The organism is Spiribacter halobius (assembly GCF_020883455.1).
Taxonomy (GTDB): domain Bacteria; phylum Pseudomonadota; class Gammaproteobacteria; order Nitrococcales; family Nitrococcaceae; genus Sediminicurvatus; species Sediminicurvatus halobius.
The window spans coordinates 3,578,635-3,590,898 of the sequence record NZ_CP086615.1 but is presented as its reverse complement, the minus strand read 5'-3'; the positions used below and the strand labels follow the sequence as shown (position 1 = coordinate 3,590,898).

9 protein-coding genes and 1 pseudogene are annotated in these 12,264 nt (G+C 70.8%); 6 read left to right on the top strand and 4 right to left on the bottom strand.

Features of this window, described 5'->3' with window-relative positions; all coding sequences use genetic code 11:
• Nucleotides 1-32: 32 nt before the first annotated feature.
• Nucleotides 33-1,214 (bottom strand): beta-ketothiolase BktB, encoded by a 1,182-nt coding sequence (gene bktB / locus LMH63_RS16775; protein WP_109678618.1) that lies wholly within the window; start codon nucleotides 1,212-1,214, stop codon nucleotides 33-35.
• Nucleotides 1,215-1,697: 483 nt separating this feature from the next.
• Between bktB and icd the strand changes: the two are divergent.
• From icd to ppc, 3 genes and pseudogenes are all read left to right on the top strand, one after another.
• Nucleotides 1,698-2,936, top strand: a pseudogene (gene icd, locus LMH63_RS16770) (isocitrate dehydrogenase (NADP(+))); the annotation flags it as partial.
• Nucleotides 2,934-3,461, top strand: a complete 528-nt coding sequence (locus LMH63_RS19460) for a CBS domain-containing protein (protein WP_308443960.1) — start codon at nucleotides 2,934-2,936, stop codon at nucleotides 3,459-3,461. The pseudogene icd and the gene LMH63_RS19460, both read left to right, overlap by 3 nt.
• A gap of 212 nt (nucleotides 3,462-3,673) precedes the next feature.
• On the top strand, nucleotides 3,674-6,316 hold the full coding sequence (ppc, locus tag LMH63_RS16765; RefSeq protein ID WP_109678616.1) for a phosphoenolpyruvate carboxylase: 2,643 nt from the start codon (nucleotides 3,674-3,676) through the stop codon (nucleotides 6,314-6,316).
• Between the two features lie 294 nt (nucleotides 6,317-6,610).
• Here ppc and LMH63_RS16760 read toward each other — a convergent pair whose 3' ends face one another.
• On the bottom strand, nucleotides 6,611-7,291 hold the full coding sequence (locus LMH63_RS16760; protein ID WP_109678615.1) for a hypothetical protein: 681 nt from the start codon (nucleotides 7,289-7,291) through the stop codon (nucleotides 6,611-6,613).
• A gap of 186 nt (nucleotides 7,292-7,477) precedes the next feature.
• On the opposite strand from LMH63_RS16760, the gene pyrE reads away from it, so the two are divergent.
• The 3 genes from pyrE (at nucleotide 7,478) to LMH63_RS16745 (ending at nucleotide 10,610) form a co-directional block, all read left to right on the top strand.
• The gene (pyrE, locus tag LMH63_RS16755; protein WP_109678614.1) at nucleotides 7,478-8,122 is read left to right on the top strand and encodes an orotate phosphoribosyltransferase; all 645 of its coding nucleotides are present in this window, start codon (nucleotides 7,478-7,480) and stop codon (nucleotides 8,120-8,122) included.
• Nucleotides 8,123-8,229: 107 nt separating this feature from the next.
• The gene (locus tag LMH63_RS16750; protein ID WP_109678613.1) at nucleotides 8,230-8,862 is read left to right on the top strand and encodes a DUF4124 domain-containing protein; all 633 of its coding nucleotides are present in this window, start codon (nucleotides 8,230-8,232) and stop codon (nucleotides 8,860-8,862) included.
• 20 nt (nucleotides 8,863-8,882) lie between these two features.
• On the top strand, nucleotides 8,883-10,610 hold the full coding sequence (locus LMH63_RS16745) for a potassium/proton antiporter (RefSeq protein ID WP_109678612.1): 1,728 nt from the start codon (nucleotides 8,883-8,885) through the stop codon (nucleotides 10,608-10,610).
• A 179-nt stretch (nucleotides 10,611-10,789) separates the two neighbouring features.
• Here the strand turns inward: LMH63_RS16745 and LMH63_RS16740 are convergent, their stop codons facing one another.
• Both LMH63_RS16740 and argB read right to left on the bottom strand, forming a co-directional pair.
• Entirely contained in the window at nucleotides 10,790-11,293 is a 504-nt protein-coding gene (locus LMH63_RS16740) for a C40 family peptidase (RefSeq protein ID WP_109678611.1), read from the bottom strand.
• A 56-nt stretch (nucleotides 11,294-11,349) separates the two neighbouring features.
• On the bottom strand, nucleotides 11,350-12,249 hold the full coding sequence (argB, locus tag LMH63_RS16735; protein ID WP_109678610.1) for an acetylglutamate kinase: 900 nt from the start codon (nucleotides 12,247-12,249) through the stop codon (nucleotides 11,350-11,352).
• Between the last annotated feature and the right edge of the window lie 15 nt (nucleotides 12,250-12,264).

Sequence of the window (12,264 nt, the reverse complement as noted above, 5' to 3'; positions counted from 1 at the left end):
AAGGCTCCGGCCCGGATCCCATGGCCAGCTCCTCAGAGCCGCTCGTACAGCGCCGCGATACCCTGGCCGCCGCCGATGCACATGGTAACCACGGCGTAGCGGCCACCGCTGCGGTGGAGCTCGTAGAGCGCCTTCACCGTCAGGTTGGCGCCGGTGGCGCCGATGGGATGACCGAGGGAGATGCCGCTGCCGTTGGGGTTCACCTTCGCCGGGTCGAGCTCCAGGTCGCGGACCACGGCCAGCGCCTGGGCCGCGAAGGCCTCGTTGATCTCCCAGACGTCCACCTGGTCGTGGGAGACGCCGGTGCGCTCCAGCAGCCGGCGTACCGCCGGCACCGGGCCGATGCCCATGTACCGCGGCTCCACCGCAGCCACGGTGCCGTCCACTAGGCGGGCCAGCGGCGTGACCCCCTCGCTGCGGGCGGCATCCGCCGTGAACAGCGTGACCGCCGCCGCCCCGTCGTTGAGTGTCGAGGCGTTGCCCGCCGTGACGCAGCCACCCTCGGGCTTGAACACCGGCTTCATCGCCGCGAGCCGGTCCGGGTCGATGTCCCGGCGCGGGCCCTCGTCCGTGTCCACCACCGTGGTGCCCTTGCGGCCCTTGATCTCCACCGGGAGGATCTGCTCGCGGAAGCGGCCCTCATCGATGGCGCGCACCGCCCGGGCGTGACTCTCCACGGCGAGGGCGTCCTGGTCCTCGCGGGAGATGCCCCACTTCTCGGCCACGTTCTCGGCCGTTACGCCCATGTGGCAGCGGTCGAAGGGGTCGGTCAGGGCGCCCACCATGGCGTCGAGCATCTTGCCGTCGCCCATGCGCTGCCCCCAGCGGCCGCTCGGCAGCCAGTAGGGCGCGCGGCTCATGGCGTCGCCGCCGCCGGCGACGGCGCATTCCGTATCGCCGAGCTGGAGATAGGAGGCGGCGGTGAGGATGGCCTGCAGGCCGCTGCCGCAGAGCCGGTTCAGGGTGAGCGCCGGGGTCTCCACCGGCAGGCCGCCGTTCACGCTGGCCACCCGCGCCAGGTACATGTCCCGGGGCTCGGTGTGGATGACGTTGCCGAACACCGTATGGCCGTAGCGCTCCGGCGCCACGCCGGCGCGGGAGACGGCCTCGCGCACCACCGAGGCCGCGAGATCGCCCAGAGGCACATCCTTCAGCGCCCCGCCGTAGGTCCCGATGGGGCAGCGCACCGCGCTGCCGACGACGATCTCGGTCATGGCCCTCTCCTCCGGTGGACTGTCGCAGATCGCAGTGTAGCGCCCGCCGCGGGGCCGCGGCGACCGCTAGCCCGCCTATCTCACCGATTCACGGCTGCGGGCGCGGATCTGGCGGACAGGCCGGCGTTGCGCTCGGTCCGGGTGCTCGACGTACTGTCGAGTACGCCTGCGCGCCCGGACTCTCCCGCGCTGCCCATCTCCTGCCCGCCATCTCCACGCCCTCGCTGCGCGAATCGGTGAGATACGCGGGCTGTGCGGCGGCTTTCTTGAACGCATGAGGGGGGTCGGCGAGAATATGCGGCGATTCGCGCCGTGGGCCCACCCCGGCCATCCGTGCCCCGTCCCGACGGTGCCCGGTGCGCCGCCGCGGGGTACGGCCCGCCACCGACAACAAGACGCTTCGTCACGGCCCGTGTGTCGTGCCCGTGCGGCGGGCACGCAGGATCCGATCCCACGCGGCCCCGTCCGATTCAGGGAGGCCTCATGACCCAGCATATCCAGTATCCGGAGAGCGGCGAGAAGATCCGGGTAGTCGACGGCCGCATGCAGGTACCGGACAACCCCATCCTCGGCTATGTCGAGGGCGACGGTATCGGCCCGGACATCACTCGCGCCTCGATGCGCATCTGGGATGCCGCGGTGGAAAAGGCCTACGGGGGCAAGCGCAAGGTCCACTGGGCCGAGCTCTACATGGGGGAGAAGGCCGCCGGGCTATACGACGGCGACTACTTCCCCGCCGAAACGCAGGAAGCCCTCGAGGACCTCATCGTCTCCATCAAGGGGCCGCTGACCACCCCCGTGGGCGGCGGTTTCCGCTCGCTCAACGTCGCGCTGCGCCAGAAGCTCGACCTCTACGCCTGCGTGCGCCCGGTGCGCCACTACGACGGCGTGCCCTCGCCGCTGCAGAAGCCGGAAGAGGTGGACGTCGTGATCTTCCGCGAGAACACCGAGGACGTGTACGCGGGCCTGGAGTATCAGTCCGGCACCGACGAGAACCGCAAGCTCGCGAAGTTCCTGCGCGAGGAGATGGGCGCCACGTTCTTCGACGATGCCGGCCTCGGCGTCAAGCCGATCAGCCCCTTCGGCAGCAAGCGCCTGGTGCGCAAGGCGATCCAGTACGCCATCGACAACAACCGCGAGAGCGTGACCCTTGTCCACAAGGGCAACATCATGAAGTTCACCGAGGGCGCCTTCCGCAGCTGGGGCTACGAGGTCGCCCGGGAGGAGTTCGGTGACGTCACCATTACCGAGGACGAGCTCTACTCCACCTACGGCGGCAAGCGCCCCGAGGGGAAGATCGTCATCAAGGACCGCATCGCGGACATCATCTTCCAGCTGATGCTGCTGCGCCCGAACGACTTCGACGTCCTCGCCACCATGAACCTGAACGGCGACTACCTCTCGGACGCCTGCGCCGCCGAGGTGGGCGGCATCGGCATCGCCCCGGGGGCGAACATGTCCGATAACGTCGCCGTGTTCGAGGCCACCCACGGCACGGCGCCGAAGTACGCCAACCAGGACAAGGTCAACCCGGGGTCGCTGCTGTTCTCCGGCGTGATGATGCTGGAGTACATCGGCTGGCAGGAGGCCGCGGACCTCATCCGTGCCGCCTACCAGAAGGTGGTCACCTCGCGCATCGTCACCTATGACTTCGCCCGCCAGATCGAAGGCGCCACCGAGGTCAAGACCAGCCAGTTCGCCGACGCCATCATCGAGACCATGCAGTCCGGGCGCGTGGATCTCGCGAAATACCAGCAGGAGCGCGAGCAGGCTATCGAGCAGGACCGCAAGGTCCGCGAGCTGCGCCGCGTCTCCTCGCCGCTGGAGGAGATGATCGCCTCCGGGCGCACGCCGCATACCGTGGGCGACCTGATGAACCCGAACCCGGTGTCGGTGCCGGCGGAGACCAGCGTCGAGGACGCCATGCACCTCATGCGCGAGAAGCGCATCAGCTCGGTCATCACCCAGCCGGGGCCGGACGGCGACTGGGGCATCATGACCCAGCGCGATGTCATCTCCCGCATCGTCTCCAAGAACCGGCAGCCGAGCTCGGTGCGCGTCGACGAGGTGGCGAGCAAGCCGCTGAAGACCGTGCCGCTGGACATGTCCCTGCATGACTGCGCGGAGAAGATGGCGAGCGAGAACATCCGCCGCGTCGTGGTCGTCGACAACGTCGGCGAGCCCCTCGGCATCATCTCCGACACCGACATCTTCGCCAGCGTGGAGCAGTTCGGCTTGCCCGAGTAGGCTGGCGCGCGGCTCGCCGCGCGAGTGGCAAGTGGCAAGTAACAAGTAACAAGCGGCAACCGAGTCATGATCGGCGGCGACGGTTCGTTAATGGATAACGTTCCGTTCGCAATCAGGCGTCGGGCGAGGCTGATTGCCGCGTTGCGACCAACTTGCAACTTGCAACTTGCAACTTGAAACTGCGCCCTGTAGCAAAACTACAGGGCGCGCTAATGTCCGACCACCGCACCGATGCCCCCCTGCGCGAGGATATCCGCCAGCTTGGCGGGCTGCTTGGCAGTACGCTGCACGAGCAGGACGGCGAGGCCGTCTATCGGGTGGTGGAGGACATCCGCACGCTGGCGAAGGATGCGCGGGCCGGCGTCGACGGGGCGGCGGAGGCGCTGGAGCACCGGCTCGGCGAGCTGCCGGACGAGATGATCATGCCCGTGGTGCGGGCGTTTTCCCAGTTCCTGAACCTCGCCAATATCGCCGAGCAGCACCACCGTGTGCGCCGCAGCCGGGCCTGGCTGCGGGATCCCGAGTCCACGCCGCTGCGTGGCTCGCTGGAGGAGTTTTTCGCCCGCACCAGGGAGTCGGTGGACCCGGAGGCTCTGCACGCCACGGTGCGGGACTTGGACATCGAGCTGGTGCTGACGGCGCATCCCACCGAGGTGATGCGCCGCTCGCTGCTGCAGAAGTACAACCGTATCGCCGACCTGCTGGACCAGGGGGACCGCCTCGATCCGACCCCGGAGGAGATCGAGGAGGTGCACCAGGCGTTGCGGCGGGAGATCACCAGCGCCTGGCACACCGACGAGATCCGGCAGCGCCGCCCCGCGCCCCAGGACGAGGCGCGCTGGGGGCTCGCGGTGATCGAGCAGACGCTCTGGGACGTGGTGCCGCGCCACCTGCGCCGGCTGGACCGCATGCTCCAGCGCCACACCGGGCGCGGCCTGCCGCTGGACGCCGCGCCCATTCGCTTCGGCTCCTGGATGGGCGGGGACCGCGACGGCAATCCGCGGGTAACCGCCAGCGTGACCCGCGAGGTCTGCCTGCTCAACCGCTGGATGGCCGTGGAGCTCTACGAGCGCGAGGTGGAGGCGCTGGTGGAGGAGCTCTCCCTGCAATGCGCGGATGACGAGCTGCAGGAGCGGGTGGGCAATGCCTGGGAGCCCTATCGGGCCGAGCTCAAGCGGGTGCGCGCCCGCCTGCGCCTGACGCGGCACTGGCTCGAGGCCCAGCTCGAAGGTCGCCGGGCCCCGGACGGCGAGATCTACCGGTACACCGAGGAGCTGCGCGAGCCGCTGCTCGCCTGCTATCACTCGCTGCAGCGCTGCGGCGCCGGCGTCGTGGCGGATGGACGTCTGCTGGATCTGCTGCGCCGGCTGGCGGTATTCGGGCTGACGCTGATGCGCGTGGACATCCGCCAGGAGGCCGGGCGCCACACGGCGGCGCTGGATGCCATCACCCGCGAGCTCGGGCTTGGCGGCTACGCCGATTGGGACGAGGACGAGCGCCAGGCCTTCCTTACCCGGGAGCTCGCGAGCCGCCGGCCGCTGATTCCGCGCGACTTCGCGCCGGACGAGGATGCCGCCGAGGTGCTGGCTACCTTCCGCGTGATCGCGGAGCTCGGCGAGGGCTCACTCGGCGCCTACGTGATCTCCATGGCGGCGCGGCCCTCGGACATCCTCGCCGTGGAGCTGCTGCAGCAGGAGGCGGGTGTCCGGCGCAGCCTGCGGGTGGTGCCGCTGTTCGAGACCCTGACCGACCTGGAGGGCGCCGAGGCCTGCATCGGCCGGCTGATCGACATCCCCTGGTACCGCAAGCACATCGGCGGTCGCCAGGAGGTGATGATCGGCTATTCGGACTCCGGGAAGGACGCCGGCCATCTCACCGCCGCCTGGGCGCTGTACCAGACCCAGGAGCGGCTGGTCGCGCTGGCGCGCCGCGAGGGCTTCGAGCTGACGCTGTTCCACGGCCGTGGCGGCTCCATCGGCCGCGGCGGCGGACCGACCCATGCCGCGATCCTCTCGCAGCCGCCGGGCTCGGTGAGCGGGCGCCTGCGGGTTACCGAGCAGGGCGAGGTGATCCAGGCCAAGTTCGGCCTGCCCGGCATCGCCGCGCGCAACCTCGAGCTCTACACGACGGCGGTGGCCGAGGCCACGCTGCAGCCGCCGCAGCCCCCGCGGCAGGAATGGCGCGCGCTCATGGACCGTCTGGCGGACACTGCCTGCACCACCTACCGCGGACTGGTGCGGGAGACCCCGGAATTCATCGACTACTTCCGCCACGCGACGCCGGAGCATGAGATCGGTCAGCTGACCATCGGCAGCCGCCCGGCGCGGCGCAAGCCGACCCGGGGGGTGGAGAGCCTGCGTGCCATCCCCTGGATCTTCTCCTGGACGCAGACGCGGCTGATGCTGCCGGCCTGGCTCGGCGTCGGCGAGGCCCTGGGGGAGGCGCTGGCCGCCGGGGAGGCGGCGGAGCTGCGGCGCATGTACCGCGAGTGGCCGTTCTTCCGTGCCTTCGTGGACATGCTGGAGATGGTGCTGGCCAAGGGCGATCCGGACGTGGCGGCCTGGTACGACGCGCGCCTTGTGCCGGCGGCGCTGCGGCCCCTCGGCGCCCGCCTGCGCGAGCAGTACGTCGAGACCCGGAAGGCCGTGCTGGCGGTGAGCGGCCACGAGCGGCCGCTGGACGATGCCCCCGTGGTGCAGCGCTCGGTAGCCGTGCGCAACCCCTACGTGGACCCGCTCAACCTGGTGCAGGTGGAGCTGCTGCAGCGGGTGCGCCATGGCCACGAGGAGAATCTGCGCAAGGCGCTCATGGTCTGCATCAACGGCATCGCCGCGGGCATGCGCAATACCGGGTGACGGGTGACGCGCTAGGATTTTGCGCCGCCGGATCGCGGCTCCGCCGGGCGAATCCCCAGCCGGACGTGTCGATGGCTGCTCGAGTGATGGAGGCGGGGTCCGGGTGCGGCACGCCCTCCCGGGACACGCCGTGAATACATCCATGTAGGCTCGAAGGCGACATCCCTGTCGCCTACGGTCCCGGGAGGGCGCACCGCACCCGGACCTGCACGGCCGTGCCGGTGCCGGTCGGGGATTCGCCCGGGAGAGCCGCGCTCCGTCGGCTGGAAGGCATCACGACGCCCCCGTCACCGGTCACCGGTCACCGGTGACCGCGTGGCGGGTTGCGGGGGCCGGCTGGTTCGCCGTGGCCATACGCAGCGCCGCCAGGAAGAGCAGCGGCAGCGCCATCTCCACACCTTCCTCCACCGAGCCCATGACGTCCTTGATCGCCGCGGGCAGGGCGAGGCCGAAGTGCTGGACGAGCAGGGCCGGTGCGCGGTCGATCACCTTGAGCACCGGCAACGCCAGCGCCCCCACCGCCACCACCAGGCCCCAGGGAGTGCGCCAGTTGCCCTCGCGCAGCAGCAGTCGCCAGGCGCGAACGCCCAGGTAGACCACGAGGCCGATGGCGCCGAGCGCCACGGCCCCGCCCAGCGCCTTCTCCCAGAGCGGCGCGGCGCTGTCCAGGTAGTAGTTGGTCTTGAAGATGCTGTCCGCCGTCAGGGCCTTGTGCATCTCCGCCTCCCGCAGCCCTGCCAGCAGTGCGGCGAGCCCGAGCGCGATGCCGCCGCGCGGCGTGGCCCGGAGCAGCCACAGGCAGGCCACGGCCAGCGCGAACCAGAACCACTCGCTGGCCGTCTCGAAGGGCCCCGATTCGGCGAAAATCCGGCTGCGCACGCCGGCATCGAGGAACACGCCCAGCGTGACCATGGCAGCGGTATAGATCGCGAGCGCGACGAGAAGGATCGTGGCGGTGCGGCGGTCGTTGCGCATGGCGGAACCCCGGAGCAGGAGAAACCGCGTAGCGTACGACGCTGTCACGAAACTGTCATTCCCTGCCGATCGGGCCACCAGTCCGCATACTCTGAACACCCGTCACCAGTCACCCGTCACCCGTCACCCGTCACCCGTCACCCGTCACGAAGGTAAACTGTGCCGCCTGCAGGAAGGAGGCCCATGATGCGCGACTACCAGCGCGATCTGATCGAATTCGCCCTGGAACACGGCGTCCTGCGTTTCGGCGAGTTCACCCTCAAATCCGGCCGCGTGAGCCCCTACTTCTTCAACACGGGGCTGTTCGACAGCGGTGACGCCCTGCGCCGGCTCGGGCACGCTTATGCCTGCGCTGCCCTGGATGCCGAGCTCCAGTTCGACATGCTCTTCGGCCCCGCCTACAAGGGCATTCCGCTGGTGGCGGCGACGGCCATCGGTCTCGCCGAGGTGGCCGGGCGTGACGTCCCCTGGGCCTTCAACCGCAAGGAGGAGAAGGACCACGGCGAGGGTGGGCACCTGGTGGGGGCCCCGTTGCAGGGGCGTGTCCTGGTGGTGGACGACGTCATCTCGGCGGGGACCTCGGTGGCCGAGAGCGTGGCGTTGATCGAGGCCGCCGGCGCGCGCCTCGCCGGCGTGCTGGTGGCCCTCGACCGCCAGGAGCGGGGCACGGGCGAGCGCTCCGCCACCCAGGAGGTGGCCGCCAGTCACGGCGTGCCCGTCACCGCCATCATCGACCTCGATGCCCTGACGGACTACCTGCGCGAGCGCGGCGACCCGGACGGCCACCTGCCGGCCATCGAGCGCTATCGCGTCCGTTACGGCGTGCGCTGAAAGCGTGCGGCGCTCACTCGACCGCGGCGGGAGGGCCTGTTAGCTTCAAGTCTGGTGGTCGCGGGGCCACCGCGGGTCAGGTCTTTAGTCGGGGGGCATCGGCGCGCATGGCAAGATCGCTCAGGCAGCCTGTGGCGGGCGCACTGCTCGTGCTGCTGCTGTGGTCCACGGCGGTGCCCGCGCCCACCTACAAGTGGGTGGACGACGAGGGCAACGTCCACTACAGCGACACGCTGCCGCCGGAGGAGGCGCAGCGTCGGCGCGAGCGCGAGGTGAAGTCGGACACGGGCATTACCGTCGAGCGTATCGAGCCGCCGCCCACGCTGGAGCAGATGGAGGCGCTGGCCCGCCAGCGCGAGGCGGAGGCCGCGCGCGACCGGGAGGCCGCCGCCCAGGCCGAGCGCGACCGCAACCTGCTGCTGACGTTCCAGAGCGTGGCCGAGATGGAAGAGGCCCGGGACGAGCGCCTGCAGGCCATCGACGGCCAGATCGCGCTCACCCGCAGCCGCATCGATACCCTCGAGACGCGCCTGGAGCGCCGCCGTGAGGAGGTCATCCGGCTGGAGCGCTCGGGCGGTAGTGACCCGACGCCGCTGTACGAGGAGATCGGGCAGCTGGAGGCGCGCATCGCGGAAAACCGGGCCTTCGTGGAGCGCCAGCGCGCGGAGCAGGCCCGCATCCGCGCTCAGTTCGCCCGCGACATGGCCCGTTTCCGGGAGCTGACCCGGACCAGCGACTGAGCGGCACCGGGCGACTCCCTGTGGAATTCGCCAACGAATTCATCTTCGCCGCGGGCGCCCTGCTCGCGCTGGGTATCCTCGCCAGCATTCCCTCGGACCGCAGCGGCGTGCCGCTGCTGCTGGTGGTTCTGGGTCTGGGCATGCTCGCCGGCCAGGACGGGCTGCTCGGCATTGTCTTCAACGACGTCGCCACGGCCCATCTGCTCGGGACGCTGGCGCTCGCCATCATCCTCTTCGACGGCGGCCTGCACACGCCGCTTGCGAGCTTCCGCACGGGCCTGCGGCCGGGCCTGCTACTCGCCACCGCCGGCGTGGTGGTCACCGCCGGGCTGACCGCGTTCGCGCTGCATGGCCTGTTCGGCTGGGGCTGGCTCGAGGCCTGGCTGATGGCGGCGATTATCTCCTCCACCGATGCGGCCGCCGTGTTCTATCTGCTGCGCAGCCGCGGGCTGCGGCTGCACGACCAGGTACGCAACACCCTGGAGATCGAGTCCGGGGTGAACGACCCGATGGCCGTGTTCATGGTGATCGCGCTGCTGGAAGCGATGCGCACGCCCGAGGCCGCCGCCTGGAGCGCGATCGCCACTGAGCTGCTGCGGCAGGGGGGCATCGGGCTCGCCGGAGGCGCCGTTGGCGGGGCAGCGTTCACGCTGCTGGTCAACCGGCTGCGGCTGCCGGCGAGCCTGAACCCGCTGCTCGCGCTGTCCGGCGGCCTGCTGGTCTACGGCGGCACGGCGGTGGCCGGCGGCAGCGGCTTCCTCGCCGCCTACCTGGCCGGCCTGATCCTGGGCAACCGCGCCCGGGGCGCCCGCCACAACATCCAGCGCTTCCACGACGGCATGGCCTGGCTCTGCCAGATCGGCCTGTTCCTGATGCTCGGACTGCTGGTCACCCCCGGCGAGCTGCCGAGTGTGGCGGGGCATGCCGTGTTCATCGCCGCCTTCGTGATCCTGGTGGCGCGGCCGGCCGCGGTGGCTCTATGCCTGCTGCCGCTGCGCTTCCCCTGGCGGCACGTCCTGTTCGTCAGCTGGGTGGGGCTGCGCGGCGCGGTGCCGATCGTGCTGGCGCTGTTCCCGCTGCTGGCGGGCATCGCCAGCGCCGGGCGCGATTTCAATATCGCCTTCTTCGTCGTGCTCATCTCGCTGCTGGTGCAGGGCTGGACCGTGGCACCGCTGGCGCGCTGGCTCGGCCTGTCGCTGCCGGGCAGCCGACCCGAGGCCCAGCGCCTGGATCTGGATCGCCCGGTCGGCCACGATCTGGTGATCTGCGAGGTGCTGCCGGAGACCCCGGCGAGCCGCCTGCGGGTGGGCGAGCTGCGTCCCCCCGATGGCGTGCATCTGCTCAGCATCCTGCGGGACGGGGCGCCGCGGCCGCCGGAGGCTGATGTGGAGCTCGTCACCGGGGACCTGCTCTACCTGCTGGTGCCTGCCACCGACCCGCTGCTCCAGGAGCGGTTCCAGCACTGGCTGGATGCCGTCGGCACGGTGCATCCCGCGGCCGAGCAGGCGTTTTTCGGCGACTTTACCGTCGACGGGGAGGCGGACATGGCGGCCCTGGCGGAGGCGTACCTCGGCGGCGCCGTCGCCGACGCCCGCCCGGGCGAGACCGTGGGCGACTACCTGGCGCGACGGCTGCGGCGGCGGCCCTCGGAGGGCGATCGCGTGGACGTGGGCGGGGTGAGTCTGGTGGTGCGGGAGATCGACGGCGGGCGGATCGCGCGCGTCGGTCTGCGCCTGCCCCACGGTTAGCCGGAGAGTGCGTACGCCCCTTGCTCGAAGCGATGCTCACGTGGACAGCAACGGCCTCGAGCCATCCCGGCGCCAGAGAGCCGCGGGCCAGCGCGCGAAGTAGCGGCCCCGCCTCGCTCGGCCGCCGCGGCTGCCTACCAGATCCGCGACCGCAGCCGTGAATCGGTGAGATATCCGGGCTAGGTGCGTGCCGGTGTGAGGATCCGCCGCGCCTGCCAGTAGTGGCGCGACCAGTAGGGATTGTCCAGGCGGGAGAGGGTCACGCCGCGGCTGGTGGAGGCGTGCAGGAAGTGCCCGCCCTCCACGTAGATGCCGACGTGCAGCTTGCCGCCGCCGGTGCGGAAGAACACCAGATCGCCGGCGCGCAGGGCCGCGGCGGCCACGGGCTCTCCGCGCCGCGCCTGCTGGCGGGTGGTCCGGGGCAGGCTGCGCGCCAGTCGCTCGCTGAAGGTGACCTGTACGAAGCCGGAGCAGTCAATGCCCGCCGGGGACCGGCCGCCGTACCGGTAAGGCGTGCCGCGCCAGCGCCGGTGCTGTTCCTCCAGTACGGCCACCAGATCACCGGCAGCCTCGCCGGTCTGCGGCTCGACCGCCGGCGACGGCGTTTCCGCCCGCTCCGGCGGCGTCGAGGCGCAGCCGGCGAGCAGGAGCAGGGTCACGCTGATGGCGAGAATAACGCGCATGGAGCAAGCTTGCCCGCGCCCGGCAACGCCGGGCAAGCCCGTGCGTCGCGGCGGCGCTACCGGCTGCCGTGGATCAACGTGCCGACGCCGCTGTCGGTGAACAGCTCCAGCAGCACGGCGTGCTCGACGCGGCCGTCGATGATGGTCGCCGCGGTGACGCCGCCGGCGACGGCCTCGAGGGCGCAGCGCACCTTCGGCAGCATGCCGCCGTGGATGGTGCCGTCGGCGATCAGCGCCTGCACGCGCTCGGCGTCGAGCCCGGTGAGCAGCTCCCCCGCCGCGTTCAGGATGCCCGGCGTGTTGGTCATCAGGATCAGCTTCTCGGCGTGCAGGGTCTCGGCGAGGCGCCCGGCAACCAGGTCGGCGTTGATGTTGTAGGAGACGCCGTCGTCGCCGACGCCGATGGGGGCGATCACCGGGATGAAGTCGCCACCATCGAGCATGTCCACCAGCGCCGGGTCGACGCTCTCCACCTCGCCCACGTGGCCGATGTCGATGATCTCGGGGGCCTGCTCCGCCGGCCCCGGTCGGGTGAGACGCAGGCGCCGGGCACGGATCAGGCCGCCGTCCTTGCCAGTGAGCCCCACGGCACGGCCGCCGTGGCCGCTGATGAGGCTCACGATCTCCTTGTTCACCAGCCCGCCCAGGACCATTTCCACGACGTCCATGGTCTCCGCGTCGGTCACCCGCATGCCCTGGACGAACTCGGTCTCCTTGCCGATGCGCGCCAGCAGCCGCCCGATCTGCGGCCCGCCGCCGTGCACCACCACCGGGTTGATGCCGACCAGCTTCATCAGCACCACGTCGCGGGCGAAGCTCTGCTTGAGCGTCTCGTCCACCATGGCATTGCCGCCGTACTTCACCACCACGGTCTTGCCGTGGAAGCGGCGGATGTAGGGGAGCGCCTCGGTGAGGACGTGGGCGACCTGGGCGGGGGGCGTGGGTGGCTGGGCCATGCGGTTGCTCGGATA